Origin of the sequence: Micromonospora matsumotoense (genome assembly GCF_050951065.1) — a bacterium.
Taxonomy (GTDB): domain Bacteria; phylum Actinomycetota; class Actinomycetes; order Mycobacteriales; family Micromonosporaceae; genus Micromonospora; species Micromonospora matsumotoensis.
In genome coordinates, this window is sequence record NZ_CP192025.1 from 3,338,864 (window position 1) to 3,365,401 (window position 26,538).

Here is a 26,538-nt window from a genome sequence, read left to right on the forward strand (position 1 = left end):
GCCCGGCCGCCGGGGCTGGTCCGCCCGCCCGGTCAGCCCCGGGAGCGCCCGGGGGTGATCAGCCCTGCCGGCGGATGGCCGGCCCGGTGGTCGCGGTGGCCCGGGGCGGTCAGTCGTCCGTCGCCTCGGGGCCGGCGACCTCGACGCCGTCGCTGCCGCGCACCACGTGGATGCAGTCGCCGGGGCACTCCTTCGCGGAGTCGATCACTTCCAGCCGCAGGTGTTCCGGCACGTCGACCCGGCTGCCGGGGGCGAGCCGCAGCTCGCCGTCGGTGCCCTTGACGTACGCCAGGCCGTCGATGTCGAACTCGAAGACCTCCGGCGCGTACTGCACGCAGAGCCCGTCACCCGTACAGAGATCCTGGTCCACCCAGACCTGCAACTGGTCGGTCGCGACGTCGGTCACCCGGCACCCCCCATGTTCTCCCGGCCCACCCCACGACGGTACCCGAACAGCCGGACCCACCCCTCAGGCGTACCTTGGCGATCAAGGTTCAGTGACGAGGGCGTTGCGTGGGACCGAATCGGCCTCATAGCGGCTAGTGTTAGGGCAGAACGTTCAAGCCCCCCGGGGAGGTGGGACGTGGCACGCAGCGACGACGCGGACTCGCGCGCCGCACGGTGGGAGAAGGAGGCCCACGATCTCTCCACGCAGGTCGCGTTCCTTCAAGAGGAACTCGCTCTGGTGCGGCGCAAGTTGACCGAAAGCCCCCGACACGTCCGGCAGCTCGAAGAGCGGCTGGCGGCCACCCAGGCACAGTTGGCGCGGCTCACCGAGAACAACGACCGGCTCGTGAGCACCCTCAAGGAGGCTCGCGCGCAGATCGTGACGCTCAAGGAGGAGATCGACCGGCTGGCACAGCCGCCGTCCGGCTACGGCGTCTTCCTCGCGCGACACGACGACGGCACGGTGGACATCTTCACCGGCGGACGCAAGCTCCGGGTAGCCGTCTCACCCTCACTGGACGCCGAGGAGTTGCGGCGTGGCCAGGAGGTCCTGCTCAACGATGCGCTCAACATCGTCGACGCGTTCGGCTACGAGCGGGTCGGCGAGGTGGTGATGCTCAAGGAGATCCTCGCGGGTCCCGAGGGCAGCCCGGGTGACCGGGCGCTGGTGGTATCGCACTCCGACGAGGAGCGCATCGTCCACCTGGCCGACACCCTGATCGGCACGTCGATCAGGGCCGGCGACTCGCTCATGATCGAGCCCCGCTCGGCGTACGCGTACGAGCGGATCCCGAAGAGCGAGGTCGAGGAGTTGGTGCTGGAGGAGGTGCCCGACGTCGACTACACCGACATCGGCGGCCTCCAGTCGCAGATCGAGCAGATCCGCGATGCGGTGGAGCTGCCCTTCCTGCACGCCGACCTGTTCCGGGAGCACCAGCTCCGGCCGCCGAAGGGCATCCTGCTCTACGGTCCGCCGGGCTGTGGCAAGACGCTCATCGCCAAGGCGGTGGCCAACTCGCTGGCCAAGAAGATCGCCGAGCGGCTGGGCAAGGACCGGCACACCAGCTTCTTCCTCAACATCAAGGGTCCGGAGCTGCTCAACAAGTACGTCGGCGAGACCGAGCGGCACATCCGGCTGATCTTCCAGCGGGCTCGGGAGAAGGCCGGGGAGGGCACCCCGGTCATCGTGTTCTTCGACGAGATGGACTCGATCTTCCGGACCCGTGGCTCCGGCGTCTCCTCCGACGTGGAGAACACCATCGTCCCGCAGCTGCTCAGCGAGATCGACGGTGTCGAAGGCCTGGAGAACGTGATCGTGATCGGCGCCTCCAACCGGGAGGACATGATCGATCCGGCCATCCTGCGCCCCGGCCGGCTCGACGTGAAGATCAAGATCGAGCGTCCGGACGCCGAGGCGGCCAAGGACATCTTCTCCAAGTACATCCTCGCCGGGCTGCCCCTGCACCCGGACGACCTGGCCGAACACGGCGGCGCGCCACAGGCCACCGTGGCGGCCATGATCGACGCGGTCGTCCTGCGGATGTACTCGGAGACCGAGGAGAACCGCTTCCTCGAGGTGACCTACGCCAACGGTGACAAGGAAGTCCTCTACTTCAAGGACTTCAACTCCGGCGCGATGATCCAGAACATCGTCGACCGGGGCAAGAAGATGGCGATCAAGGAGTTCCTCACCTCCGGGCGCAAGGGGCTGCGGTTGCAGCACCTGCTCGACGCCTGCGTCGACGAGTTCCGGGAGAACGAGGACCTGCCCAACACCACCAACCCGGACGACTGGGCCCGGATCTCCGGCAAGAAGGGCGAGCGGATCGTCTACATCCGTACGCTCGTCTCCGGCGGCAAGGGCACCGAGGCCGGCCGCGCCATCGAAACCGCCAGCAACACCGGCCAGTACCTCTGACCGGTTGATCGGACGGGCCCGCGACGCGTCGCGTCGCGGGCCCGCTCGTGTGCGTCACCCACTGTTAACCGGACCACCCCGCGTCGGACGGGTGGGACGCCGGACACGTGGTTAGACTTCCCCCACCGCGTAGTCGACTCCGAGGAACCGCGTGCCGCCCGAGCTCTCCGTCGCCGATCCGCCGCTGTCCCCGGCGGTGGATCAGACGCCCCCCACCGTCCCGACGGGCCGGCCGGCCCGCCGCTGGCGGTGGATTCCCCTCCTGCTGGTCGCCCTCGCGGCCGCGTGGGCCGTACCCCTCGCCGGGCACGCCCTGCACCGGGACTGGCTCCTGCCCCCGGTCGTGCTGATCGCCACGGCGAGCGTGCTGCGTGGTGGTCGAACCCTGCTCGACCGGCTGATGCTCGCCCTCGGCCTGCTGCTCGGCCTGGCCGCCATCGGTGGCCTGATCTTCCCGATCTGGCCCTGGGGGATGCGGCCGGTGCCGCTCACCGGGGTCGCCCTCACCGCGCTCGTCCTCGCCGCCGCCACGCTGCGCCGCCGCCCCCGGCTGCCCCGGCCCGGCTGGGCCGACCTGTTCCCGCTGGCCGGTGCCGCCGCCATGGTGCTCTACCTGCGGCAGCCCTGGCAGCGCGCCACCGACCTCGCCGACCGGCTCACCGTGCTCGGGACGGGCGAGGACAACTGGCGGCACCTGGCGCTGTTCGATGCCATGAGCCGCCTCGACGGCTACACCTTCGTCGACCCGGCCGCCGCCCGGGAGCAGATCACCGCCCAGCTCATCTACTACCCGCAGGGCTGGCACCTGATCACCGCCCTGCTCGACGGCTTCCTGACCCCCACCGGGCCGCGCGCCGACGACCTCGTCGCCCACTACTTCGGTTGGACCATCGCCGGGTTCGGGCTGTTCACCCTCGTGCTGGTCTGGGCCGCCCAGCGGCTCTCCGGCCCGATCCACCTGCTGCACCGTACGGTGCTGACGGTCGTCGTCGGCGCGCTGGTGCTCGGCACCCAACTGCCCCGCCTGCTGCACGCCGGCTACCCCACCGAGGTGCTCGGGCTGACGCTGACCGTGGTGATCGCCACGCTGGTCGCCCGGCCGGTCCCCGGCACCCGGGAGCAGGTCGTGCTGCTGTGCACCCTGCTCGCCGCCGTCGGGTTCAGCTACTACCTCTTCCTGCCGGCCGCCGCCGTCCTGGTCCTCTGCTGGGTGCTCACCCACTGGCGGGAGGCGCTGCGCCGGTGGTTCACCGTGCTGACGGTCGGCCTGGCCGGCGCGGCCCTCGCCCTGATCGCCCCGTTACTCGGCGTGCTGCGGGCCGGGCAGACCGAGGCGCTGGTCATCGGCTCGTCCCAGGCGGTCGAGGGGTGGCGGGCGCTGATCTGGCTCGGTGGCATCGTCGGGGTGGCCCTGCTCGTCCAGATCGCCCGCGCCGATCCGGCCTGGCGGCGTTGGCTGCTGGTCTGTGTGGTCGGCGCGGCCCTGCCCCTGACCATCGCGCAGATCAACACCGACGCCGGGGTGACCCCGGGCTACTACTTCGTCAAGGGCACCCACCTGGCCACCGCGTTGCTCATCGTCGGCACCGCCGCGGTGGTCCGGCTGCTGCCGGTGCCCCGGCCCGCCCTGAGCTGGCGGGGGGTCGCCAGCACGACGGCGGGGGTGCTCGCCGCCGCGCTCACCATGACGGTCGCGGTGGCGCTCTGCGGGGTCACCGGTTGGCACCGCAGCCTGCTGGTGGTCGACGAGCAGACCTGGGCGCAGCGCTGGGTCCACCAGGACCTCACCCTGCCGTCCAGAGTGGCGTGGGTGTGCGCCGACGCCCAGCAGCGCTATCCCGAGGTCCCGGGCACCACCACCCTGGTCATCGACCGGGGGCCGGTACGGTCCTACCTGATCTCACTCTGCCTGTCGGCGTTGCACGGCACCACCGCGGCCACCGACCCGGGCATCTACAGCCTGCCGTTCCTCGAACCGGACCGCACCGACATCATCGTCCGGCGGGTGGCCGGCCCGGTCCGGTTCATCACCTCCGATCCCAAGGGTGAGCGCCGGGTGCACCGGATGCTGCGCGACGAACCCGCCCTGCGGCACCGGCTCAGCTGGGTGCCGTTGACGGTCCCCGAGTGCGAGGTGGCCCCCTCCGACGAGCCGCCCCCGTTGACTCCGGAGACCCCGACACCCGACCCGGCCGAAGCGGCATGCCCCCTTCCCCGGTAAGGCGGACTACGCTCGACGTGACGGCGGACCGGGTGAGGCGAGCGGAGCGGGTAGGTCGATGAGCGTCAGAAGGATCATGGGCACCGAGGTCGAGTACGGGATCTCCGTGCCCGGCCAGGCCGGAGCAAACCCGATGGTCACCTCGTCCCAGGTGGTCAACGCGTACGGCGCGCGTCCGGAACTCAACCGTGGCGGCCGGGCCCGCTGGGACTACGAGGAGGAGTCGCCGCTGCGCGACGCCCGGGGGTTCACCTATTCCGGGGCCGCCTACGACCCGGCGGAGGCGCTCGCCGACGAGGACCTCGGCCTGGCCAACGTGATACTCACCAACGGTGCCCGGCTCTACGTCGACCACGCCCACCCGGAATACTCCACCCCCGAGGTGACCAACCCCCTCGACGTGGTGCGGTGGGACAAAGCGGGGGAGCGGGTGATGGCCGAGGCGGCCCGACGGGCGGCCTCCATTCCCGGCACCCAGCCGATCCACCTCTACAAGAACAACACCGACAACAAGGGCGCCAGCTACGGCGCGCACGAGAACTACCTGATGCGGCGGCAGACCCCGTTCGCCGACATCGTGGCGTACCTGACGCCGTTCTTCGTCACCCGGCAGATCGTCTGCGGCGCCGGCCGGGTCGGCATCGGGCAGGACGGCGGCCAGAGCGGCTTCCAGATCTCCCAGCGGGCGGATTTCTTCGAGGTCGAGGTCGGCCTGGAGACCACCCTCAAGCGGCCGATCATCAACACCCGCGACGAGCCGCACGCCGACGCCGACAAGTACCGCCGGTTGCACGTCATCATCGGCGACGCCAACCTGTCGGAGATCTCCACCTACCTCAAGGTGGGCACCACCGCGCTGATCCTCACCATGATCGAGGAGAAGGCGCTCGGCGCCGACCTGGGCATCGCCGACCCGGTAGCCGAGCTGCGCGCGGTCAGCCACGACCCGTCCCTGACCCACCGGATGCGGTTGCGCGACGGTCGCCGGCTGACCGCCCTGGACCTCCAGTGGGCCTACTACGAGCGGGTGCGTTCCTTCGTGGACGAGCGGTACGGCGCGGACGCCGACGCGCAGACCCTGGACGTGCTGGAGCGTTGGGAGCGGGTGCTGGACCGGCTGGGCCGCGACGTGTTCCTCTGCGCCGACGAGCTGGACTGGGTGGCCAAGCTGCGGCTGCTGGAGGGTTACCGGGAGCGGGAGAAGCTGGGCTGGGGCTCGCACAAGCTCCAACTGGTCGACCTGCAGTACTCCGACGTACGGCCGGAGAAGGGCCTCTACCACCGGTTGGTGACCCGGGGGTCGATGAAGACCCTGCTGGACGGCGAGCAGACCCGTCGGGCGATGACCGAGCCGCCGGAGGACACCCGGGCCTACTTCCGGGGCCGCTGCCTGGCCCAGTACGCCTCCGAGGTGGTCGCGGCGAGCTGGGATTCGGTGATCTTCGACGTGGGTCGGGAGTCGCTGGTCCGGGTGCCGATGATGGAGCCGGAGCGGGGCACCCGTCAGCATGTCGGCGCGCTGTTCGACAGGTGTGACACCGCCAAGGATCTGCTGGAGACCCTGACCGCCGGCTGACCCGACCGGTGACGGTGGCCCGTCGTGCGTCGGATGCCGGCGCGCGGCGGGCTTTTCGTCGTCTCCGCGAGGTAAGTTCATCGCAGAGGATCGTGGAGGAGGCAGCGAGATGGCTTCACAAGAGGGCGGCCAGACCCAGTCGGGCAAGTCGCACCAGGCCGAGGAGATCGACGACGTCACCACCGAGGCCAACCCGGAGGTCGCCGAGCGGCACGCCGAGATCACCGAGGACGTCGACGACCTCCTCGACGAGATCGACTCGGTCCTGGAGGAGAACGCCGAGGAATTTGTGCGTGGCTATGTACAAAAAGGGGGCGAATAGGGCATAGGTGGTTAAATCGGACATGCCTGATCCGCTCGATGATCGAGCCGGACACCGTCGTTGCCGAGACTGCGACGAGTGGAAGCTGCTCGATGGGTTCTGCGCGAACAGCCGTCGGCCAGATGGCCGGGGCAGCTATTGCAAGCCTTGCTTCAACCTGCGCTCCAAGGCGAGCTATGCCAAGCGGACGAGGGAGAAGCACGGCCGGGAGGTTCGCCAACTACCTGTGGTTCCGGATGGCCACCGTCGCTGCTCGACGTGTGGTGAGACGAAAGCGCTCGACGACTTTCCCCGTAACCGGTCGGGGCGTGGCGGCTACGGCCGATACTGCAAGCCCTGCCACCACGAGAAGGGCAAGGAGAGCAAGCTCCGGTTGTACGGCGGCAGTCGCGAGTACCACCTGCGCCGCCGCTACGGGATCGGCGAGCAGGAGTTCCAGGAGCTGCTCACCGAGCAGGGCGGCGTCTGCGCCGTCTGCGGCGCGGAAGATCCTCAACATCTGGACCACGATCACCGCACCGGATGGGTGCGCGGGATACTCTGCTTCAACTGCAACGGTGGTCTTGGCCAGTTCCGTGACAGTCGCACGAGGCTGGCCAGGGCGATCACGTACCTGAGAGGAACCACGTGGCAGCGGGCTTTGATCCATCCGGGCGTCTACCAGATGTGTTCACCAACGCGGGGACGTCCTCCTTCACGACCTTCCTGAGTCGGGTGGCCCCGGAGATGCTGCCCGGCCGCCGGCCGTTGCCACCGGGCATGGCCGCCGACCTGGCGCCGCACGCCACCACCATCGTGGCCATCTCGGCCGCCGGTGGTGTGGTGCTGGCCGGCGACCGACGGGCCACCATGGGCAACCTGATCGCGCAGCGGGACATCGAGAAGGTGCACCCGGCCGACGCGTACTCGCTGGTCGGCATCGCCGGCACGGCGGGCATCGGCATCGAGCTGATGCGACTGTTCCAGGTGGAGCTGGAGCACTACGAGAAGATCGAGGGCGCGATGCTCTCCCTCGACGGCAAGGCCAACCGGCTCGCCTCGATGATCCGGGGCAACCTCGGCGCGGCCATGCAGGGGCTCGCGGTCGTCCCGCTCTTCGCCGGCTTCGACCTGGCCGCCCGGGATCCGGCCCGCGCCGGGCGGATCTTCAGCTTCGACGTCACCGGTGGCCCCTACGAGGAGACCGGCTACGACGCGATCGGCTCCGGCTCGCTCTTCGCCAAGTCCGCGCTCAAGAAGCGGTACCGCACCGGCGTGTCCATCGACGATGCGACCCGGCTCGCCGTCGAGGCGCTCTACGACGCCGCCGACGACGACACCGCCACCGGCGGCCCGGACCTGATCCGCCGGATCTACCCGGTGGTGATGACGGCGACCGCCGAGGGCACCCACCGGCTCACCGAGGCCGAGACGGCGGCCATCGCCGAAGGCGTCGTCGCCGGGCGGGCGGAGAACCCGGGCGGCTGACCCGCCGCCACGTCCACCAGCCAGCAGTCGTCAGCACAGCGCCAGAAGGAGAACCGCCGCCGTGGCCATGCAGTTCTACGCCTCGCCCGAGCAGATCATGCGCGACCGCTCCGAGCTGGCCCGCAAGGGCATCGCCCGGGGTCGCAGCGCGGTGGTCCTGAGTTATACCGGCGGGGTGCTCTTCGTCGCGGAGAACCTCTCCAGCGCCCTGCACAAGGTCAGTGAGATCTACGACCGGATCGGCTTCGCCGCCGTCGGCCGGTACAACGAGTTCGAGAACCTGCGCCGCGCCGGGGTGCGGATGGCCGACCTGAACGGCCTGAGCTACGACCGGCGCGACGTGACCGGCCGGGCCCTGGCCAATGCGTTCGCGCAGACCCTGGGCGCGATCTTCACCGAGCAGTCCAAGCCGTTCGAGGTGGAGATCTGCGTGGCGCAGGTCGGTGCCACCGTCGAGGAGGACGAGCTGTACCGGCTGACCTACGACGGGTCGGTCAACGACGAGCCCGGCCGGATGGCGATGGGCGGCCAGGCCGAGGCGATCACCGGGGTGCTCAAGGCCGACCACCGGCCCGACATGTCGCTCAGCGAGGCGGTCAGGGTGGCCATGAAGGCGCTGAGCAGCGTCGGCGGGGAGGGCGGCGCGGCCCGGACCATCGCCGCCAACCAGCTCGAGGTGGCGGTCCTGGACCGGGGCCGGATCGGGCGGACCTTCCGGCGGATCACCGGGGCGGCGCTGACCGCGCTGCTGGAGGGTGACCCGGGGGGAGATGTCGCACCGGCCGACGGCCGGGCCGAGACCCCGACGGTGCCGACCGAGGAGGCGCACAAGCCCACCACCTCGGCCGGCTCGGCCGACCTGGAGGGCCAGCCCCAGGAGAAGCCGGAAGCATAGTGACACCGGAACGCCGCAGGGCCGAAGGAGTACCCTTCGGCCCCTGCGGCGTTCCGTCACCCGTGCCGACAAGCCACCCCGTGCCGACAAGCCACCCCGTGCCGACAAGCCACCCCGTGCCGACAAGCCACCCCGTGCCGACTCTGGCGGGGTGGAAGGCGGATCTTGGAGCGTTTCGGCCCTTCTGAGGGCCGCTTCCTTCCAAGATCCGTCCAGGGGCCAGGTCCAAGATCCGCCGGACTCCGTTCGACGTCCGGCGGCGACGAGCACCCGGAGATGACGGCAGTCCGGCGACGGTGGGAGCCCGGAGGGGCGAGGCCCAGGCGGTGGAGGGCCGGGGATTGGTCAGGACCGGCGCAGCAGCGGCTTGGCCAGGGCCCAGTAGCCGGCGGCGATGACGTTGAAGATGCCCATCCCGGGTGGCGACTCGACGTTCGACGGGTCGACCTTCGCGGTCATCAGCTCGGCGATGACCCCGTCCGGGACCATCCGCTCCTGCTGGAGCTGCCGCCGCCGGGCCCGCACCCAGGCCCGGTGGGTCCACAGCCAACCCCAGCCGCGCGCCTTCTCCCGCCCCCAGCCGCCGAGCAGCGCAGCGACCAGCATCGCCGCCTCGGTGAGCAGCAGCATCGGCGTCAGCACCACCAGGGTCCGCGTCTCGTACGCGGTGAGCAGCGAGATCAGCCGGTTGCGCTCCAACAGGTAGTGCTTGAGCTTGTTGCGGGAGAACTCGTAGTGGTGCACCACCACCGCGCCCGGGACGTACTCCTGGCGCAGCCCGCGCTGCCACAGCCGCAGGCTGATCTCGGTGTCCTCGTGGTAGGCGAAGTACTCGGCGGCGAAGCCGTCCAGCTCCCGCCAGAGCGCCCGGTTGATCACGAAGCAGCAGCCGCTGATCGACGGCACCGTGGTCCGCCGGGCGTGCGCGCTGGCGGGCTGGCCGTTGCCACCGGCCCAGGAGAGCCCGATGTAGTGCAGCGGGTTGCCGGACGTGTTGATCAGGTCGGGGTTCTCGGCGAGCCGGATCGAGGCCATCACCGCGCCCACGCCCGGCTCACCGGCCACCGCCACCGTCCGGGCCAGCGCGTCGGGGGCGACGATGGCGTCGGAGTTGACGAAGGCCAGCCACTCGCCGGTGGCCTCGGCGGCACCGACCCGGCAGCCGCCGGAATAGCCGGTGTTCTCCTCCGGCCGGACCACCCGCACCCCGGCGAAGCCCTTGACCACGTCGATGCCGTCACCGGTGCAGCCGTTGTCGACCACGATCAGCTCGATCTCGACGTCGGTGCTGGCCAGGACGGCGCGGGCGGCGTCGACCAGATAGGGCTCGGCACCGTAGGCGAGCATCACCGCGGACACCTGGGGGCGGGTCATCTACAGACCTCCGGAGACGCCGGTGGCCACCACGTCGTCGAGCGGCCGGGAGGGGGTGGGGGTGGTGGGGCGGGTGCCCCGGCGCAGCAGCAGGACGGCCATGGTGGCGGCCACCACGACGGAGCCGACGGCGTAGGCCAGCTCGACGCGGAGCGCGACCGGGGCCGGCACGACCGTGACGGCGAGCAGGGCGGCCACCCCGATCATCCAGGAGACCGCCTGGGCGCGGTGCCGGTCCAGGGCGAGCAGGGCCTGGCCGAGCACCATCGCCCACAGGTAGGCGAGGGTGCCGACGGCCAGCCAGGCGAAGTCGCCGTGGCCGAGCACACCGGGGGCGTCGAAGAGCCGGCGGACCAGCCACGGGCCGAGGGCCACCGCGCCGACTGCGCCGGTGACGCCGAGGGCGGTGACCACCCCGAGCGCCCGGCGCAGCAGGCCGTGGAAGCCGGTGACGTCGCCGGTGGCCGCGGTGGTGGCCAGGCCGGGCAACAGCGACGCCTGCATCGAGCCGAAGACGAACAGCGGGATGCGCACCAGCACCAGGGCGGAGAGCAGCGCACCGGAGGTGGCCTCGGCGGCCGGGTCGATCAACCGGGCGTTGATCACGCCGATGTTGACCACGACCTGGGAGAGCAGGCTGGAGACGGTGAGCAGGCCGAGGCCGCGCAGCAGGGTTCCCCAGGCGACGGGGACGCCGCCGCCGACGGCCCGCAGCACCGGGGGAAGGGTCACCAGCACCGACAGCAGCGGGGCGACGACCAGCACCGCGCCGTACCAGACCGGGTCGGTGACGCCGCTGACGCCGAGCCCGGCGACCAGCGCGATGCGCAACCCGCCGTCGACCCCGAGCTGGGTGCCGTACCAGGGGAAGAGCTGCAGGCCGGACAGCACGCCCCGGGTGGTGTAGGCGACGGCCATCGAGACCAGCGCGCCGATCAGCACGGCGACCATCGTGGCGTCGCCGGCGAAGATCCGGTCGGTGAGCGTCCGGTAGCCGGCGAGGGTGACCACGACCAGCAACGCCAGGACGGCGGCGGCGACGGTGGCTCCCCGGGCCAGCACCGGCCCGGGGGGCAGCCCCTGGCTGCGGCGGGCGGCGACGACCCGGGCCACCTCCTGCTCGACGGGGATGAAGACGCCGATGCCGAGGATGAACACGATCGACCAGAGCAGCGACAGCGAGGAGTAGTCGGCGAGGTCGAGGGCGTGCCCGGCCACCGCGAGGTGCACGTAGGAGGCGAGCCCGAGCAGGGCGAGCCCGCCTCCGACGGCGAGGGTGCCGGGCGGGACGAGGTGGAGCAGTCGCCGCATCACCGGCGGATGAGCGCCAGGGTGAGCACCGCGAAGGCCCGGCCCAGGTAGATCATCGCCTTGGCGGGGGAGTGGCTGGGGGTGCCGGCCATCCGCTTGCGCATGGCCACCGGCACCTGACGGATCCGGTAGCCGCGCCGGGCGGTGTGCACCAGCGTCTCCACCGTGTCGCCGAGGTACTCCGCCGGGTACCAGCGGGCGAACATCTCGATGACCCGCCGGTTGGCGGCCCGGAAACCGGAGGTGGTGTCGGTCAGTTTGGTCTTGGCGACCCGGGAGAGCACCCCGGACAGCATGACCATCGCCCAGCGCCGGGGACCGCGTACGGAGTAGTCGCCCTCGCCGGCGAACCGGGCACCGATGACCAGGTCGTTGTCGTCGAGCAGGTCGACCAGCTTGGGCACGTAGCGCGGGTCGTGCTGGCCGTCGGCGTCGATCTGGATCGCCACGTCGTAGTCGTTGTCGCGGGCGTACCGGTAGCCGAGCCGCATCGCCCCGCCCACCCCGAGGTTGTACGGCAGCTTCGCCACCCGGGCGCCGGCGGCGGCGGCCACCGCGGCGGTGCGGTCGGTGGAGCCGTCGTCGACCACCAGCACGTCGACGCCGGGCAGTTCACCACGCACCTCGCCGACCACGTCGGCGATCGACCCGGACTCGTTGAGGGCCGGGATGATGATCAGGACGCGCTTGCCGTTAACCATCGTGGGACACCAGTTCGTCTCGGCCGGCTGCGGTGGTCCGGGCGGCTTCGGTGAGGCGGGCGGTGCGCTCCGCGTCGATCTGGGCGCGGAGCAGGGCGAAGTCCTCGGCCAGGGTCCGGGTCTCCTCTTCCAGGGCGCTGACCTCCCAGCTCAGGTGCACGCAGACCAGCAGCAGGAAGACGATGCCGAGGAAGAGCACGAGGCTGACGCCGGAGACCACGCCGAAGAAGCCGGCCACGTTGTCGAGCAGCCGGGGGAACAGCGACAACGGGATCACGATGACCAGGACGCCGAGCCAGAGCATGCCGTACTTCTCGCGGAGCTGCCGACGGCGCAGCAGCTCGACGATGGTGGCGAGCAGGATCAGGCCGGTCAGACCGGTGACGAGGGTGAGCTTCATGCGACCTTCCACGGGGCGGGTGCAGTGGGGGAGTCGAAGGCGTCGGACAGCGCGTCGCGCCAGTCCGGCAGCGGGGGCAGGCCGGCCTCGGCCCACCGGTCGTGCCCTAGCACACTGTACGCCGGTCGCGTGGCAGGACGCGGAAACCGGTCACTGGTGGTGGGTCGGACCCGGTCGGGGTCGAGTCCGGCCAGGGTGAAGGCGGCCCGGGCCAGGCCGTACCAGGTGGTCCGGCCGGTGCAGGTGCCGTGGTAGATCCCGGCGGGGGCCCGTCCGGCCAGGGCCGCGTCGGCGAGCGCCACCAGCCGGGTGGCCAGCGCGTACGACCAGGTGGGTTGGCCCTGCTGGTCGTCGACCACGTCGAGGTGCTCGCGGGTGGCGGCCAGGCCGATCATGGTGGTGACGAAGTTGCGGCCGTGTGCCCCGTAGAGCCAGGCGGTCCGCACCAGGTAGCCGGTTTCGGGGAGGAACCGGGCCACGGCCCGCTCCCCGGCGAGCTTGCTGCGGCCGTACGCGTTGATCGGGTCGGTGGGGGCGTCCTCGGCGTACGGGGTGTCCGCGTCACCGGCGAAGACGTAGTCGGTGGAGACGTGCAGCAGCCGCGCGCCGTGCCCGGCACAGGCGCGGGCCAGGTGGGCCACCCCGTCGCCGTTGATCGCGGTCGCCGCCGCCTCGTCGCGTTCGGCGCCGTCGACGTCGGTCCACGCGGCGGCGTTGAGCACCACGTCGTGCCCGGCGACGGCGGCCCGGACCGCCTCGGCGTCGGTGATGTCGAGGTCGGTGCGGGTGGCGGCGGTCACCTTGAGGTCGCTCCGGGCGGCCAGCACGGCGAGCAGGTCCCGGCCGAGCATGCCGCCCGCGCCGGTGACGAGTACCCGGGTCATGCGGCCGGCGCCGTCTTCAGCGGCTCCCACCAGGCCCGGTTGTCCCGGTACCAGGCGACGGTCTGGGCCAGGCCCCGGTCGAGGCCGATGCTCGGGGCGTACCCCAGCTCGCTGTTGATCTTGCTGATGTCCAGCGAGTAGCGGCGGTCGTGGCCCTTGCGGTCGGTGACCGGGACGACCCGGTCCCAGCCGGCGTCGCACGCCTGCAGCAGCCGGCCGGTCAGCTCCTTGTTGCTCAGCTCGGTGCCGCCGCCGATGTGGTAGACCTCACCGGCGCGGCCGGCGTGCGCCACCATCGCGATGCCCCGGCAGTGGTCGTGCACGTGCAGCCAGTCCCGGACGTTGCCGCCGTCGCCGTAGAGCGGCACGGTGCCACCGTCGAGCAGGTTGGTGACGAACAGCGGGACGACCTTCTCCGGGAACTGGTACGGCCCGTAGTTGTTGGAGCAGCGGGTGACCACCACGTCCATGCCGTGGGTCCGGTGGTAGGCCAGCGCCAGCAGGTCGGAGCCGGCCTTCGAGGCCGAGTACGGCGAGTTCGGGGCGAGCGGCCAGCCCTCCGTCCAGGAGCCGGAGTCGATCGAGCCGTACACCTCGTCGGTGGAGACGTGCACGAACCGGCCGGTGCCGTGGCGCAGCGCGGCGTCCAGCAGGGTCTGGGTGCCGAGCACGTTGGTGGTGACGAACGGGGCGGCGCCGGCGATCGACCGGTCGACGTGCGACTCGGCGGCGAAGTGCACGATCACGTCCTGGTCGGCGACGACCTCGTCGACCGTCGCCGGGTCGCAGATGTCGCCCCGGACGAACCGGAGCCGGGGGTCCTCGCGCACCGGGGCGAGATTGTCCAGGTTGCCGGAGTAGGTCAGCTTGTCCAGCACGGTCACCGTGGCGGGTTCGACCGCGGGCACGCCGGAAGCGTCGCCGCCGGGCACACCCAGCAGCATCCGTACGTACTCCGACCCGATGAATCCGGCTCCGCCGGTGACGAGAATCCTCACGGGGACGGAAGTGTACGCGCATCGGCCCGCCGGCCCGGGGACCGTGACCCCGGTGTCCGGTTCGCGCCGGTCCCGGTAGGCTCCCCCGGTGCGTGGAATCCTTCTCGCTGGTGGCACCGGGTCCCGGCTGTGGCCGATCACCCGTGCGGTGTCCAAGCAGCTGATGCCGATCTTCGACAAGCCGATGGTCTACTACCCGCTGTCGACGCTGGTGATGTCCGGGGTGCGGGAGATCCTCGTGATCACCACGCCGGAGGACCAGAGCCAGTTCCAGCGGCTGCTCGGCGACGGCAGCCAATGGGGGCTGCAGCTGGAGTACGTCGCGCAGGCCCGGCCGGAGGGCATCGCGCAGGCGTTCGTCCTCGGTGCGGACTTCATCGGCGACGACTCGGTGGCGCTGGTGCTGGGTGACAACATCTTCCACGGCGTCGGCCTCGGCCGGCAGTTGGCCGACAACGGCGACCTGGTCGGCGGGCGGGTCTTCGCGTACCCGGTGGCCAACCCGGAGGCGTACGGGGTGGTCGACTTCGACGCCGACGGCCGGGTGCTGTCGATCGAGGAGAAGCCGGCCCGGCCGAAGTCCCGCTATGCGGTGCCCGGCCTGTACTTCTACGACAACCGGGTGGTCGAGATCGCCGGCAACCTCACCCCGAGCGCCCGGGGCGAGTTGGAGATCACCGCGGTCAACGAGGCGTACCGGCGGGCCGGGGAGCTGTCGGTGACCGTGCTGGACCGGGGCACCGCCTGGCTGGACACCGGCACCTTCACCTCGATGATGCAGGCCGGCGAGTTCGTCCGGGTGATCGAGGAGCGGCAGGGGATGAAGATCGGCTGCGTCGAGGAGGTCTGCTGGCGGGCCGGCCTGCTCGACGACGCCCAGCTCCGCGCGCTGGCCGAGCCGCTGACCAAGAGCGGTTACGGTGACTACCTGCTGGGCCTGCTGGCCGACAAGCAGGACGAGGCGGTGCTGCGCGCGGCACAGTCGTCAACGGAGGGGGTGCGGTGAAGATTCGCCCGCTGAGCATCGAGGGCGCCTGGGAGGTCACCCCGCAGCAGCACGGTGACCCGCGCGGCCTGTTCATGGAGTGGTACCGGTTCGACCAGCTCGCCGAGGCGGTGGGCCACCCGCTGCGGCTGGCGCAGGCCAACCTGTCGATCTCCGGCCGGGGCGTGGTGCGGGGCATCCACTTCGCCGACGTCCCGCCCGGCCAGGCCAAGTACGTCACCTGCGTCCGCGGCGCGGTGCTCGACGTGGTGGTGGACCTGCGGACCGGTTCGCCGACCTTCGGCCGTTGGGAGGGCGTCCGGCTGGACGACACCGACCGGCGGGCGGTCTATCTGGCGGAAGGGCTGGGGCACGGCTTCTGCGCGTTGAGCGACGACGCGACCCTGAGCTACCTCTGCTCGACCACCTACAACCCGACCGGGGAACACGCCGTGCACCCGCTCGATCCGGAGTTGGGCATCGAGTGGCCGGCCGAGGTGCCGCAGTTGTCGTCCCGGGACGCGGCGGCGCCGACGTTCGCGCAGGCCCGTGCGGCGGGACTGCTGCCGGACTACGCCTCCTGCCGGGCCTTCGTGGCCGGGCTGGGGCCGGACGGAATGTCGTACTCGGACGGGATTTGAGCGACCGGACCACACTACCTGTGCTGTGACAGTGACGAACCGACCCTCCGGGCGGCTAGTGTCACATCATGGAGCGGCGAATCTTCGGCCTCGAGACCGAGTACGGCGTCACCTGTACCTACCGCGGGCAGCGGCGGCTGTCCCCTGACGAGGTCGCCCGGTATCTGTTCCGCCGGGTGGTGTCCTGGGGACGGTCGAGCAACGTGTTCCTGCGCAACGGGGCCCGGCTCTACCTGGACGTCGGGTCGCACCCGGAGTACGCCACTCCGGAGTGCGACTCGGTCACCGACCTGGTCGCTCACGACCGGGCCGGCGAACGGATCCTGGAGGGCCTGCTCGTCGATGCGGAGAAGCGGCTGCACGACGAGGGCATCGCGGGTGAGATCTACCTGTTCAAGAACAACACCGACTCGGCCGGCAACTCGTACGGCTGCCACGAGAACTACCTGGTGTCCCGGCACGGTGAGTTCGGCCGACTGGCCGACGTGCTCATTCCGTTCCTGGTCACCCGGCAACTGATCTGCGGGGCGGGCAAGGTGTTGCAGACCCCGCGCGGGGCGGTCTACTGCCTGTCCCAGCGGGCCGAGCACATCTGGGAGGGCGTCTCCTCGGCGACCACCCGCAGCCGGCCGATCATCAACACCCGCGACGAGCCGCACGCGGACGCCGAGCGCTACCGGCGGCTGCACGTCATCGTCGGTGACTCCAACATGAACGAGGTCACCACGCTGCTCAAGGTCGGCTCGGCCGACATCGTGCTGCGGATGATCGAGGCCGGCGTGGTGATGCGCGACCTGTCGTTGGAGAACCCGATCCGGGCCATCCGGGAGGTGTCACACGACATCACCGGCCGGCGCAAGGTGCGGCTCGCCTCCGGCAAGGAGGTCAGCGCCCTGGAGATCCAGCAGGAGTACCTGGCGCGGGCCACCGAGTTCGTGGAGCGCCGGGGCGGCGACCAGACCGCCAAGCGGGTGGTGGAGCTGTGGGGCCGGGTGCTGAACGCGGTGGAGGACGGCAACCTCGACCTGGTGGCCCGGGAGATCGACTGGGTGAGCAAGCTCCGGTTGATCGAGCGTTACCAGCGCAAGCACGACCTGCCGCTGTCGCACCCCCGGGTGGCGCAGATGGACCTGGCCTACCACGACCTGCGCCGGGGTCGAGGGCTGTACGGGCTGTTGGAGCGGCGCGGCCAGGTGGACCGGGTGGCCACCGACCCGGAGATCTTCGAGGCCAAGGAGACGCCGCCGCAGACCACCCGGGCCCGGCTGCGCGGCGAGTTCATCCGGCACGCCCAGGAGAAGCGGCGGGACTTCACCGTCGACTGGGTGCACCTGAAGCTCAACGACCAGGCGCAGCGCACCGTGCTCTGCAAGGACCCGTTCCGGGCGTACGACGAGCGGGTGGAGCGGTTGATCGCCAGCATGTGACCCGGTGGGGTCGGCGGCCGGCACCGGCCGCCGACCCCACCGGTACGCTGGCGGGGCGATGAACACTTCCGAACCTGCCGACCGCGAGCGCGGTGACACCGAGCGGCTCAACTGGATCGACCGCCGCCGGGCGAAGATCCGCGACGAGGTCGCCCGCAACCGTCGGGGCGAGTACACCGTGCCGACCTGGGTGCTGACCGTCGCGCTGGTCGTCATCGTGGTGGGCTGGCTCGCGTTGATCCTCCTGGTCGGCTGAGTCCTTCCCGGCCGCGCCCTTACCCGCCGGGCCGCGCCGGTCGGCGGCTCTTGCCCGGGCCGCGCCGGTCGGCGGCTCTTGCCCGGGCCGCGCCGGTCGGCGGCTGATCCGGTTGCGCAAGCCAGAAGATGAGCCGGTCGGCCGGAACTGGCACCCTGGTGCGACGGCGGCCCGTCGGGCGGCCGACGACGACAGGGGTGCCGGTGGCGCACATCGATCTGGGTCTCGACGAGAAGGCTTTCCCGGGGATCACCGGGCCGATGCGCTACCGGCCGGAGACCGCGAAGCCGCTGAACGCGCTGGCCGAGGTGTTGTTGCGGGCCCCGCACCCGACCCTGACGCCGGGGGAGCGGGAGCTGATCGCCGCCTACGTCTCCGGGCTCAACGAGTGCCGGTTCTGCTGCGCTTCCCACTCGGCCTTCGCCGCCGCCCAGCTGCCCACCGGGATGACCCTGGTCGACCAGGTGCGGGCCGACCCGGACACCGCGCCGATCAGCGCGAAGCTGCGCGCCCTGCTGCGGATCGCGGCGGCGGTGCAGGCCGGTGGCCGGCAGGTCACCACCGAGCTGGTCGAGGCGGCCCGCGCCGAGGGCGGCACCGACCTGGAGATTCACGACACGGTGCTGATCGCCGCCGCGTTCTGCATGTTCAACCGGTACGTCGACGGCCTGGGCACCTTCGCCCCCGAGGGGGAGGGTTACGAGGCGACCGCCGCGCGGATCGTGGCGCACGGCTACACGGCCTGACCTGCCGACACGTCTGCCGGCAGCGGGCCGACCGGCCGCCGGGCGGTAGCCGTCAGCCGACCAGGGCGGCGGCGTGCCGTCCGGCGGCGGCCGCCGCGAGGAAGTAGGCGTGGTCGGCGTCCAGGCCACGGCCCATCGTGGACAGTCCCACCGGCAGGGCGCGCAGCGCGGCGTCCAGGCCGTCGGTGTCGACCCGGACCAGGGTGTGCCGGGCGGCCAGCGGGGCCAGCGCGGCATCCACCCGGGCCGCCAGTTCCGCCGCGAGGCCGTCCGGCACCACCAGCTCCGCCGGGGCCAGCGCCACCCGGCCGTACGCGGTGAGGCTGTGGTGGGACACGCCCTGGTGCCGGGGGCGGGCGTCGGCGTCGGAGATCCGCAGCGAACCGACCGGGCGGCCGCCCAGCACGGCCACCGCGTTGACCGCCTCGCCGACGGCGACGCCGGAGAACCCCCACCGGGTGCCGGTACCCAGGTTGCCGGGGCCCTGCGCGACGATCGCCACGTCGGCGCGGAGCACGTGCCGGGCGGCCAGCAGGCCGGTGTGCAGGGTGGCCGCCTCCAGGTCCCCGCCGAACGCCTGACCGACGCTGACCGTGCCGACCAGCGCGTCCCGCAGCCCGTCGAGGGTGCGGGAGAACCAGGCCGGCAGGGCGCCGCCGTCGGTGAGCAGGTAGGCCACCCGGGTCTGCGGGGCGTCGGCGTGGATGCCGGCGAGGATCGCCGGCAGGGCGGAGTGCAGGTCGGCGGTGACCACCGGCATCCCGTCCAGGCTGTCGACGGTGGCGAGCAGCGCGTGGTGCGGCGACGCCTCCTCGTCGACGCCCAGCATGATCGGCTGGAGTGGGGTGTAGCGGGCCTTGACCAGGTGACCGGCGTCGCGGGTGTCCCCGGACTGCGGCGGGTCGGCGGGCAGCCGGTCGGGCAGGGCGACCACCAGGGCGTACCCGCCGGTGCCGAGGCCCATCAGCAGCGCGCCGGCGTTGAGCAGCACCCGGTCGCCGGGCTCGGGGTCGCCCACCAGCTCCGGGTAGGCCAGGGCGCGCATGGTGGCCCCGTCGGGCAGGGCGACATCGATCTCCACCGCGCCGGCCCACCGTCGTCGCACCGCCGTGACCGTCCCGGACCGCCATCGCACCATGCCCGGCACGCTATCGCCGGCCGGCCGGGCGACCGCGTGCGGGGCCGTCGCTCAACCCCGCCCGTCCGCCCCCGGGTCGGGCGGCCCGCTGCCGGGGCCGGCGTCGGCGGCCGGGTCGGGCCGTTGCGGGCCAGATCGTTCCGGGTCAGGCGGGATGGTGGGCGTCGCACCGGGTCGCTCCCTGCTGATCCGGGCGTCGGCCACCGGCCCCGACTCCTCCTGGGTACGCCGGGCACGTCGGCCGGCGGCGCTGGGCAGCGACCGGGTGGGGTCGAGGAAGACGTACCCGATCTCCGGGTAGCGGGCGGTGAGCCGGCGTTCGGCCTCGTCGGCGTCGGCCTCGATGTCGCCCCCGGTCGCCTCGTCCCGGAAGTCGACCTTGGCGGCGACCAGGATGTCGTCCGGGCCGAGCTGCATGGTCAGCAGGGTGTCGATCCGGTCGACCGTCGGCAGGGCGGCCAGCTCCCGCTCGATCTCCTGGTGCAGGCGCTCGGGCACCGCCCGGCCGACCAGGAGCGAGAGGTTGCTCCTGGCCAGGATGGCGGCGACGACGAGCAGCAGCAGGCCGATCAGGATCGAGGCGAGGCCGTCCCACAGTTCGTCGCCGGTCCACTCGGACAGGCCCAGGCCGACGCCGGCGATGAGCAGACCGATCAGGGCGGCGCTGTCCTCCAGGAACACCGCCTTGACGGTGGTGTCGGCGGTCAGCCGCAGGAACCGGCGGGGGGTGGTCCGCCAGCGGCGGGACTCGCTGCGCACCTGGCGTACCGCGCGGGCCAGGGACACCGACTCGATGGCGAAGGAGATCGCCAGCACGACGTACGAGATCAGGTAGTTGCCGCTGTGTTCGTGGACGAGGATGGTGGTCACGCCGTGGGTGATGGCGAAGCCGGCCCCCGCCACGAAGGTGAACAGCGCGGCGATGAACGCCCAGACGTAGCTCTCCTTGCCGTACCCGAAGGGGTGCCGGACGTCGGCGGGCCGGGCGCCCCGACGCAGCGCCAGAAAGAGCAGCACCTCGGTGGTGGTGTCGGCCACCGAGTGGGCGGCCTCGGAGAGCATCGCCGCCGAACCGGAGACGATTCCGGCGACCAGTTTGGCCACCGCGATGGCGAGGTTGGCCGCTCCCGCCACCACGACGGTGCCGACGCTCTCGTTTTTGACTGCGGCTTCCGACATGCGGTCACGGTAAATCCGCGGGCCCGCCTCCGCCCGGAGAGGCTGGCGGGTATGCCCCGTTGATCAAGAGCTTTACGCCAAGTTGATCTCTACGGATGACGCAAGCCTCTTGATCACCGCAGAAGGGTGGGGCGGCGGTGGGGGATCGTGTTCAGGGGGGTGGGGGCGGGTGGCATTGCGCTGCGGTGTGGGTGCACGGGTTTCGGGGCCGGGCTGCTAGCGTTCACCCGTGTCGCGGAGTCGTACCGAACGCCTGGTCAACCTGGTGATCTGTCTGCTGTCCACCCGACGGTTCCTGACCGCCGCGCAGATCGCCGCGACCGTGCCCGGCTATGAGCACGATCCGGACGACGCCAAGGAACACGAGGCGTTCCAGCGCAAGTTCGAGCGGGACAAGGCGGAGTTGCGCGAGCTGGGCGTGCCGCTGGAGACCGGAACGGCCAGCGTCTTCGACGCCGAGCCCGGCTACCGGATCGCGCACCGTGAGTACGCCCTGCCCGACATTCCGCTCGCGCCGGACGAGGCCGCGGCGGTGGGCATCGCCGCCCGGCTCTGGCAGCACGCCGGGCTGGCCGCCGCCGCCTCCTCAGGGCTGGCCAAGCTGCGCGCGGCGGGGGTGGACGTCGATCCGCAGGCCACCCTGGGGTTGGAGCCGATGGTCACCGTCGACCCGTCGTTCGCCCCGCTCACCGCCGCCGCCCGGGACCGCCGCGAGGTCACCTTCGACTACCGGGTGCCGGACCGGGACGCGCCGACCCGACGCCGGTTGCAGCCGTGGGGCGTGGTCTGCTGGCGGGGCCGCTGGTACGTCGTCGGCCACGACCGGGACCGGGCGGCGACCCGCTGCTTCCGGCTCTCCCGGGTGGTCGGCACGGTCCGGGTCACCGGTGCGCCGGGCGGCTACGAACCACCCCCCGGACTCGACCTGATCTCGCACGTGGCCACCTGGTCCGGGCCGGTCGAGCGGACCGGCCGGGCCACCGTGCTGGCCACCCCCGGTCGGGCCGCCGGCCTGCGCCGGTGGGCGATCCAGAGCGTGCCCGGTCCGGACGGCGACCGCCTGGTGCTGCCGTACGCCGATCCGGAGTCGCTGGCCGGTCAGCTCGTCGGCTACGGCCCGGACGTCCGGGTCCTGGACCCACCCGAGGTACGCGACGCGGTGATCCAACGGCTCAAGGAGATCGCCGCCCGGCACGACGAGCTGGCCGTGGCCGGGGGTGCCCGATGACCCGCCCCGCCGCCCGCAGCGGCTCCCGCACCTCCGCCGACCGGCTGGCCCGGCTGCTGAACCTGGTGCCCTATCTGCTGGCCCGACCGGGCATCGAGGTCGCCGAGGCCGCCGGTGACCTGGGCGTCACCGAGCGGCAGCTGCGCGAGGACCTGGAGCTGCTCTGGGTCTGCGGCCTGCCCGGCTACGGCCCGGGTGACCTGATCGACATGGCCTTCGACGGCGATCGGGTGACCATCACCTACGACGCCGGCATCGACCGGCCGCTGCGGCTCACCCCGGATGAGGCGTTGGCCCTGGTGGTGGCGTTGCGAATGCTCGCCGAGACGCCGGGCGTGGCCAACCGGGACGCCGTCGAGCGGGCCCTGGCCAAGATCGAGAACGCGGCCGGTGACCTGGTCGGCGCGCCGGTGGCCGTCCGGCTGCCCGGCGAGGGTCGGCGGGTGCAGGAGTTGCGGGCCGCGGTGGAGCGGCGGCGGGCGCTGCGGATCACCTACTACACCGCCGCCCGGGACGAGAGCACCGAGCGCACCATCGACCCGCTGCGGATGCTGATGGTCGACGGCCGGGCGTACGTCGAGGCGTGGTGCCGCCGCGCCGAGGCGGTCCGGTTGTTCCGGGCCGACCGGATCGACGCGGTGGTCGAGCTGGACGAACCGGCCGTGGTGCCGCCGCAGGCCCGACCGCACGACCTGCGCCAGGGGGTGTTCCGTCCCTCCCCGGACCTGCCGCTGATCACGTTGCGGATCGGCCGGGGGGAGCGGTGGATCACCGAGTACTACCCGTGTGAGCGGGTCGAGGTCGACGGCGACCGGTGGGTGGTGTCGCTGCGGGTGACCGATCTCGGCTGGGCCCGCCGCTTCGTGCTCGGACTGGGCCCGGACGTCACGGTGGTCGCCCCGGTCGAGTTGGCCGCCCAGGTGCGTGCCCAGGCCACCGCCGCACTGGAGGCGTACGCCACCCCGGTGCTCTCGGCCGGTCCGGCGGGCCCGGTGACCGCCCGGTAGGCTGACCGCCGTGGTGAAGTGGATCGTTCTCGCGGTGCTGCTGTTCGCGCTGGTCGTGTTGGCCCTGGCGGTCCGTCCGGTGCTGGTGCGGCTGCCCCGGTTGCGTCGCGCGGCGGTGGCGTTGCAGCGTCGCCAGGCCGACGCGGAGGCGCTGCGACACAGCGCCGAGGCGTTGCAGGAACGGGCCGAGGCGCTCCAGCGGCAGAGCGAGACGACCCAGCAACGGCTGGAACTGATCAAGGCCAAGCGCGGGAAGTGATCGACACCGGTCGGTGGGCCGCGCGTCCGCTGCCCGCCCGGCGTCCGTTCACGCAGCTCTGCACCCGTACAGGTGGTTGACGGGACACTCAGCGGTGGTCAAGACTTCACCGGCCGGGCCGCATCAGCGGTGGCCCGGCGGGTGGCAACAGCCCGTCACGCACGTACGATGGGCGGCAACCACCCTTCGACACAGAGCGACTGGAGCTTCCCATGGGTGCCCTCAAGCCGTGGCACATCGCCGTACTCGTGGTCGTGCTGATCCTGCTCTTCGGCGCGAAGCGGCTCCCCGACGCGGCCCGCTCGCTCGGCCGTTCGTTGCGGATCATCAAGGCGGAGACCAAGAGCCTGGCCGACGACGACCGCGACCTGGCCGAGAAGGCCGACGCGCAGTCCGGCTACCAGCCGCTGCCGCCCCAGCAGCAGCCCGTGCAGCAGCAGCCGTACGCGCCGCAGCAGCAGGCCCAGCCGCAGTACGCCCCGCAGCAGGCTCCGCAGCAGCCGGTCGCCCCGCCGGTCGACCCGGTGCAGCGCGTCCGCGACAACTGATCGAAGGGCCCGATCACCGTGGCCTTCGCACTCCGTAAGCGCGGCCCCAGCACCTTCGAACGGGCCGCCGACGGTTCCATGAGCCTGATGGAGCATGTCCGCGAGCTGCGGAACAGACTGTTCCGCGCCTCGCTGGCGATCGTGGTGGGGTTCGGGTTGGGCATCTGGCTGGCCGGCCCGGTGCTGCACCTGCTCCAGCAGCCCTACTGCGACCTGCCCAAGGCCCGACTGGCCAACGGCACCTGCAACTTCGTCCAGCTGGGCCCGGCCGACCTGTTCCTGCTCCAACTGAAGGTGGGGCTCTGGGTCGGCCTGATCGCCGCCGCCCCGGTCTGGCTCTATCAGGTCTGGGCGTTCATCGCCCCCGGCCTGCACCGGCACGAGCGGCGCTACGCGTACATCTTCACCGCGCTCGCTGCGCCGCTGTTCGCCGCCGGCGCGGTGCTGGCCTACTTCGTCACCTCCAAGGGCCTGGAGTTCCTGCTCAACGTCTCCGGCGGCGGGGACATCACCACCACGCTGGACATCACCCGCTACATCTCGTTCATCACCAACCTGATCCTGCTGTTCGGGGTGGCGTTCGAGTTCCCGCTGCTGGTGCTGATGCTCAACTTCGTCGGGCTGGCCAGTGCCCGCAAGCTGCTGAGCTGGTGGCGGGTGGCGATCTTCGTGTTCTTCGCCTTCTCCGCCGTGGTGACGCCCACTCCCGACCCGTTCGGGATGACCGCGCTGGCGCTCTGCCTCTCCGCGCTCTACTTCGCCGCGGTCGGGGTGGCCTTCATCAACGACCGGCGCAAGGGCCGGCGCAAAGCGTCCTACGCGGGGTTGAGTGACGACGAGGTGTCGCCGCTGGAGCTGGACGACGACCCGGTGGTGGCCACCCCGGAGCTGGAGTTGTCCGAGCCGGTGGGTGTCTCCGAGCCGGTGGCCCCGCCCAGACCGATCGACCGCCGTTTCGACGACATGACCTGATCGTCCGGGACTCCGCACCACCCGACGCCGCTCCCGCCCTGCCGGGAGCGGCGTCGTCCGTCCCGCCCCGGTCAGGGCGGTCAGAGCACCTGGGACAGGAACCTGCGTAGCCGGGGGTGCTGCGGCGTCTCGAAGACCGCCTCCGGCGCGCCGGCCTCCAGCACCACCCCGTGGTCCATGAACGCGACGGTGTCGGCGACCGAGCGGGCGAAGCCCATCTCGTGGGTGACCACCACCATCGTCATGCCCCCGGCGGACAGCTCGGCCATCACCCCGAGGACCCCCTTGACCAGCTCCGGGTCGAGCGCCGAGGTGGCCTCGTCGAAGAGCATCACCTCTGGTTGCAGGGCCAACGCCCGGGCGATGGCGACCCGCTGCTGCTGCCCGCCGGAGAGGTGGGCGGGTCGCGAGTCGGCCTTGGCGGCGAGGCCGACCAGCGCCAACTGCGTCCGGGCCAGCGCGACCGCCTCGTCCTCGGGCAGCTTCTTGAGCCGGCGCAGCGCCAGGGTGATGTTGCGCAGCACGGTCATGTGCGGGAACAGGTTGAACTGCTGGAACACCATGCCGACCCGCTGCCGCAGGGCGTCCGGGTCGTCGCGCAGCACACTGCGCCCGTCGAGCAGGACGTCACCGGCGTCCGGCTCGATCAGCCGGTTGACGGTGCGCAGCAGGGTGGACTTGCCGGAGCCGGACGGGCCGATGACGCAGGCCGTCGCGCCCCGGGCGACGTCCAGGTCGACGCCGCGCAGCACCCGGTTCGCCCCGAAGGCCAGGTGTACGTCGCGGACGGCGAGGCTGACCGGGCTGGTGGTCGCGGTGCCGGCGGTCATCGGGGATCCTCCCGGGGGGAACGCGGTTGCGGTAGGGCGGTTTCGCCGGCCAGGGCCAGCCCGCCGTCGTCGTCGGGGTCGATGGTGACCGTCCGGCCCTGGCGCAGCCGGCGGTCGATGGCGTTGACGGCGTGGGTCAGCGGCACGGTCAGCACCAGGTAGCACAGGCCGGCCAGCAGCAGCGCCGACTGGTTGCCGGTGTTGGCCGCGTAGTCCTGACCGATCCGGAACAGTTCCCGCTGGCTGGCCAACAGGCCGAGGAAGTAGACCAGGCTGGAGTCCTTGATCAGGGCGATCAGCTGGTTGACCCAGGCCGGCAGCACCCGGCGTACGCCCTGGGGGACGATGACCAGGCGCATCGCCTCACCCCAGGAGAAGCCCAGCGCCCGGGCCCCCTCCAGTTGCGCCGCCTCCACGCTCTGGATACCGGAACGGAAGATCTCCCCGATGTACGCGGCGGCGATCAGCGACAGCGCCAGGATGCCCAGCGGGTAGGGGTTGGGGCCCCAGACCTGCATTCCGAGCGGTGCCAGGCCGACGCCGATCAGCAGGATGGTGGCGGCGGCCGGCAGCCCCCGGAAGACGTCGGTGTAGACCCGGGCCGGCCAGCGCAACCATCGGGTACGGGAGATGCCCGCCACGGCCAGCGCCATGCCGAGCACCGAGCCGAGCAGGGCGGCGGAGACCGCCAGGATCAGCGTGTTGGGCAGCCCGACGGTCAGCATCTCGGGCAGCGCCGCACGCATGGATTCCCAGTCGAAGAAGGTCTCCCACAGGGTGCTCAACGGATCCATCGAGTTCTCCTACC

28 protein-coding genes are annotated in these 26,538 nt (G+C 71.7%); 17 read left to right on the forward strand and 11 right to left on the reverse strand.

What is annotated here, in order from left to right; genetic code table 11:
* Window positions 1–109 precede the first annotated feature (109 nt).
* Window positions 110–406, reverse strand: a complete 297-nt coding sequence (locus ACQP1S_RS14680; protein ID WP_091239680.1) for a ferredoxin — start codon at window positions 404–406, stop codon at window positions 110–112.
* Between the two features lie 177 nt (window positions 407–583).
* Between ACQP1S_RS14680 and arc the strand changes: the two genes are divergently transcribed.
* The 7 genes from arc (at window position 584) to prcA (ending at window position 8,846) form a co-directional block, all read left to right on the forward strand.
* Window positions 584–2,365, forward strand: a complete 1,782-nt coding sequence (gene arc / locus ACQP1S_RS14685; RefSeq protein WP_091239684.1) for a proteasome ATPase — start codon at window positions 584–586, stop codon at window positions 2,363–2,365.
* 151 nt (window positions 2,366–2,516) lie between these two features.
* Window positions 2,517–4,586: a hypothetical protein gene (locus ACQP1S_RS14690; protein ID WP_432907075.1), complete on the forward strand. Its 2,070-nt coding sequence runs from the start codon at window positions 2,517–2,519 to the stop codon at window positions 4,584–4,586.
* 58 nt (window positions 4,587–4,644) lie between these two features.
* Window positions 4,645–6,162, forward strand: a complete 1,518-nt coding sequence (gene dop / locus ACQP1S_RS14695; protein ID WP_091239687.1) for a depupylase/deamidase Dop — start codon at window positions 4,645–4,647, stop codon at window positions 6,160–6,162.
* Between the two features lie 109 nt (window positions 6,163–6,271).
* The gene (locus ACQP1S_RS14700; protein WP_328346538.1) at window positions 6,272–6,484 is read left to right on the forward strand and encodes a ubiquitin-like protein Pup; all 213 of its coding nucleotides are present in this window, start codon (window positions 6,272–6,274) and stop codon (window positions 6,482–6,484) included.
* 22 nt (window positions 6,485–6,506) lie between these two features.
* On the forward strand, window positions 6,507–7,193 hold the full coding sequence (locus ACQP1S_RS14705; RefSeq protein WP_432907077.1) for an endonuclease VII domain-containing protein: 687 nt from the start codon (window positions 6,507–6,509) through the stop codon (window positions 7,191–7,193).
* A complete protein-coding gene (prcB, locus tag ACQP1S_RS14710; protein WP_176738840.1) occupies window positions 7,112–7,951 on the forward strand; it encodes a proteasome subunit beta in 840 nt (279 codons plus the stop codon). The genes ACQP1S_RS14705 and prcB overlap by 82 nt, the downstream gene beginning before the upstream one ends.
* Before the next feature lie 61 nt (window positions 7,952–8,012).
* Window positions 8,013–8,846, forward strand: a complete 834-nt coding sequence (gene prcA, locus ACQP1S_RS14715) for a proteasome subunit alpha (protein WP_432907079.1) — start codon at window positions 8,013–8,015, stop codon at window positions 8,844–8,846.
* 345 nt (window positions 8,847–9,191) lie between these two features.
* On the opposite strand, the gene ACQP1S_RS14720 is transcribed toward prcA, so the two are convergent.
* Genes ACQP1S_RS14720 through rfbB form a run of 6 tightly spaced genes read right to left on the reverse strand, consistent with a single transcriptional unit; the run spans window position 9,192 to window position 14,514 of the window.
* Window positions 9,192–10,220: a glycosyltransferase family 2 protein gene (locus ACQP1S_RS14720; RefSeq protein ID WP_432907081.1), complete on the reverse strand. Its 1,029-nt coding sequence runs from the start codon at window positions 10,218–10,220 to the stop codon at window positions 9,192–9,194.
* Complete coding sequence (locus ACQP1S_RS14725; RefSeq protein WP_432907083.1) at window positions 10,221–11,531, reverse strand: polysaccharide biosynthesis protein; 1,311 nt, start codon at window positions 11,529–11,531, stop codon at window positions 10,221–10,223.
* Window positions 11,531–12,232, reverse strand: coding sequence for a glycosyltransferase family 2 protein (locus tag ACQP1S_RS14730; protein ID WP_091239707.1), 702 nt, complete (start codon window positions 12,230–12,232; stop codon window positions 11,531–11,533). Before ACQP1S_RS14730 ends, ACQP1S_RS14725 begins: the two co-directional genes overlap by 1 nt.
* On the reverse strand, window positions 12,225–12,632 hold the full coding sequence (locus ACQP1S_RS14735; RefSeq protein WP_357890266.1) for a DUF2304 domain-containing protein: 408 nt from the start codon (window positions 12,630–12,632) through the stop codon (window positions 12,225–12,227). The genes ACQP1S_RS14730 and ACQP1S_RS14735 overlap by 8 nt, the downstream gene beginning before the upstream one ends.
* Entirely contained in the window at window positions 12,629–13,516 is an 888-nt protein-coding gene (gene rfbD, locus ACQP1S_RS14740; protein ID WP_432907086.1) for a dTDP-4-dehydrorhamnose reductase, read from the reverse strand. The genes ACQP1S_RS14735 and rfbD overlap by 4 nt, the downstream gene beginning before the upstream one ends.
* Window positions 13,513–14,514 carry a dTDP-glucose 4,6-dehydratase gene (gene rfbB, locus ACQP1S_RS14745; protein ID WP_432907088.1) on the reverse strand — a complete coding sequence of 334 codons (1,002 nt, stop codon included), beginning with the start codon at window positions 14,512–14,514 and terminating at the stop codon, window positions 13,513–13,515. Before rfbB ends, rfbD begins: the two co-directional genes overlap by 4 nt.
* Window positions 14,515–14,602: 88 nt before the next feature.
* Between rfbB and rfbA the strand changes: the two genes are divergently transcribed.
* From rfbA to ACQP1S_RS14770, 5 genes are all read left to right on the forward strand, one after another.
* On the forward strand, window positions 14,603–15,520 hold the full coding sequence (gene rfbA / locus ACQP1S_RS14750) for a glucose-1-phosphate thymidylyltransferase RfbA (protein WP_432907090.1): 918 nt from the start codon (window positions 14,603–14,605) through the stop codon (window positions 15,518–15,520).
* On the forward strand, window positions 15,517–16,140 hold the full coding sequence (gene rfbC, locus ACQP1S_RS14755) for a dTDP-4-dehydrorhamnose 3,5-epimerase (RefSeq protein ID WP_432907092.1): 624 nt from the start codon (window positions 15,517–15,519) through the stop codon (window positions 16,138–16,140). Before rfbA ends, rfbC begins: the two co-directional genes overlap by 4 nt.
* A 68-nt stretch (window positions 16,141–16,208) precedes the next feature.
* Entirely contained in the window at window positions 16,209–17,567 is a 1,359-nt protein-coding gene (gene pafA, locus ACQP1S_RS14760; protein WP_432907094.1) for a Pup--protein ligase, read from the forward strand.
* Between the two features lie 58 nt (window positions 17,568–17,625).
* Window positions 17,626–17,823, forward strand: coding sequence for a hypothetical protein (locus tag ACQP1S_RS14765; protein ID WP_357890247.1), 198 nt, complete (start codon window positions 17,626–17,628; stop codon window positions 17,821–17,823).
* A 203-nt stretch (window positions 17,824–18,026) separates the two neighbouring features.
* Complete coding sequence (locus ACQP1S_RS14770; protein ID WP_091240868.1) at window positions 18,027–18,569, forward strand: carboxymuconolactone decarboxylase family protein; 543 nt, start codon at window positions 18,027–18,029, stop codon at window positions 18,567–18,569.
* Window positions 18,570–18,621: 52 nt separating this feature from the next.
* Here the strand turns inward: ACQP1S_RS14770 and ACQP1S_RS14775 are convergent, their stop codons facing one another.
* Both ACQP1S_RS14775 and ACQP1S_RS14780 read right to left on the reverse strand, forming a co-directional pair.
* Complete coding sequence (locus ACQP1S_RS14775; protein WP_432907097.1) at window positions 18,622–19,707, reverse strand: DUF3866 family protein; 1,086 nt, start codon at window positions 19,705–19,707, stop codon at window positions 18,622–18,624.
* A gap of 51 nt (window positions 19,708–19,758) precedes the next feature.
* Window positions 19,759–20,886 (reverse strand): cation diffusion facilitator family transporter, encoded by a 1,128-nt coding sequence (locus tag ACQP1S_RS14780; protein ID WP_432907099.1) that lies wholly within the window; start codon window positions 20,884–20,886, stop codon window positions 19,759–19,761.
* A 229-nt stretch (window positions 20,887–21,115) separates the two neighbouring features.
* Between ACQP1S_RS14780 and ACQP1S_RS14785 the strand changes: the two genes are divergently transcribed.
* The 5 genes from ACQP1S_RS14785 to tatC all read left to right on the forward strand — a co-directional run bounded on the left by ACQP1S_RS14785 (window position 21,116) and on the right by tatC (window position 24,900).
* On the forward strand, window positions 21,116–22,114 hold the full coding sequence (locus ACQP1S_RS14785) for a helix-turn-helix transcriptional regulator (RefSeq protein WP_091239736.1): 999 nt from the start codon (window positions 21,116–21,118) through the stop codon (window positions 22,112–22,114).
* Window positions 22,111–23,121, forward strand: coding sequence for a helix-turn-helix transcriptional regulator (locus ACQP1S_RS14790; RefSeq protein WP_363673236.1), 1,011 nt, complete (start codon window positions 22,111–22,113; stop codon window positions 23,119–23,121). The genes ACQP1S_RS14785 and ACQP1S_RS14790 overlap by 4 nt, the downstream gene beginning before the upstream one ends.
* A 10-nt stretch (window positions 23,122–23,131) precedes the next feature.
* On the forward strand, window positions 23,132–23,380 hold the full coding sequence (locus ACQP1S_RS14795; RefSeq protein ID WP_432907102.1) for a hypothetical protein: 249 nt from the start codon (window positions 23,132–23,134) through the stop codon (window positions 23,378–23,380).
* 212 nt (window positions 23,381–23,592) lie between these two features.
* A complete protein-coding gene (gene tatA, locus ACQP1S_RS14800) occupies window positions 23,593–23,928 on the forward strand; it encodes a Sec-independent protein translocase subunit TatA (protein ID WP_091239746.1) in 336 nt (111 codons plus the stop codon).
* An 18-nt stretch (window positions 23,929–23,946) separates the two neighbouring features.
* Window positions 23,947–24,900, forward strand: coding sequence for a twin-arginine translocase subunit TatC (gene tatC, locus ACQP1S_RS14805; RefSeq protein ID WP_432907104.1), 954 nt, complete (start codon window positions 23,947–23,949; stop codon window positions 24,898–24,900).
* 80 nt (window positions 24,901–24,980) lie between these two features.
* On the opposite strand, the gene ACQP1S_RS14810 is transcribed toward tatC, so the two are convergent.
* Complete coding sequence (locus ACQP1S_RS14810; RefSeq protein WP_432907106.1) at window positions 24,981–25,730, reverse strand: amino acid ABC transporter ATP-binding protein; 750 nt, start codon at window positions 25,728–25,730, stop codon at window positions 24,981–24,983.
* Window positions 25,727–26,524: an amino acid ABC transporter permease gene (locus ACQP1S_RS14815; protein WP_091239757.1), complete on the reverse strand. Its 798-nt coding sequence runs from the start codon at window positions 26,522–26,524 to the stop codon at window positions 25,727–25,729. Before ACQP1S_RS14815 ends, ACQP1S_RS14810 begins: the two co-directional genes overlap by 4 nt.
* Window positions 26,525–26,538: the final 14 nt, after the last annotated feature.

Bases quoted from the DNA above. Each gene is read 5' to 3' on its own strand.
- ACQP1S_RS14765 (WP_357890247.1), top strand. From the start codon at position 17,626: ATGAACACTTCCGAACCTGCCGACCGCGAGCGCGGTGACACCGAGCGG.
- ACQP1S_RS14790 (WP_363673236.1), top strand. From the start codon at position 22,111: ATGACCCGCCCCGCCGCCCGCAGCGGCTCCCGCACCTCCGCCGACCGG.
- tatA (WP_091239746.1), top strand. From the start codon at position 23,593: ATGGGTGCCCTCAAGCCGTGGCACATCGCCGTACTCGTGGTCGTGCTG.
- ACQP1S_RS14810 (WP_432907106.1), bottom strand. From the start codon at position 25,730: ATGACCGCCGGCACCGCGACCACCAGCCCGGTCAGCCTCGCCGTCCGC.
- ACQP1S_RS14720 (WP_432907081.1), bottom strand. From the start codon at position 10,220: ATGACCCGCCCCCAGGTGTCCGCGGTGATGCTCGCCTACGGTGCCGAG.
- rfbD (WP_432907086.1), bottom strand. From the start codon at position 13,516: ATGACCCGGGTACTCGTCACCGGCGCGGGCGGCATGCTCGGCCGGGAC.
- ACQP1S_RS14705 (WP_432907077.1), top strand. From the start codon at position 6,507: ATGCCTGATCCGCTCGATGATCGAGCCGGACACCGTCGTTGCCGAGAC.
- pafA (WP_432907094.1), top strand. From the start codon at position 16,209: ATGGAGCGGCGAATCTTCGGCCTCGAGACCGAGTACGGCGTCACCTGT.
- ACQP1S_RS14775 (WP_432907097.1), bottom strand. From the start codon at position 19,707: ATGGTGCGATGGCGGTCCGGGACGGTCACGGCGGTGCGACGACGGTGG.
- ACQP1S_RS14780 (WP_432907099.1), bottom strand. From the start codon at position 20,886: ATGTCGGAAGCCGCAGTCAAAAACGAGAGCGTCGGCACCGTCGTGGTG.
- ACQP1S_RS14815 (WP_091239757.1), bottom strand. From the start codon at position 26,524: ATGGATCCGTTGAGCACCCTGTGGGAGACCTTCTTCGACTGGGAATCC.
- ACQP1S_RS14700 (WP_328346538.1), top strand. From the start codon at position 6,272: ATGGCTTCACAAGAGGGCGGCCAGACCCAGTCGGGCAAGTCGCACCAG.
- ACQP1S_RS14735 (WP_357890266.1), bottom strand. From the start codon at position 12,632: ATGAAGCTCACCCTCGTCACCGGTCTGACCGGCCTGATCCTGCTCGCC.
- ACQP1S_RS14730 (WP_091239707.1), bottom strand. From the start codon at position 12,232: ATGGTTAACGGCAAGCGCGTCCTGATCATCATCCCGGCCCTCAACGAG.
- dop (WP_091239687.1), top strand. From the start codon at position 4,645: ATGAGCGTCAGAAGGATCATGGGCACCGAGGTCGAGTACGGGATCTCC.
- ACQP1S_RS14725 (WP_432907083.1), bottom strand. From the start codon at position 11,531: ATGCGGCGACTGCTCCACCTCGTCCCGCCCGGCACCCTCGCCGTCGGA.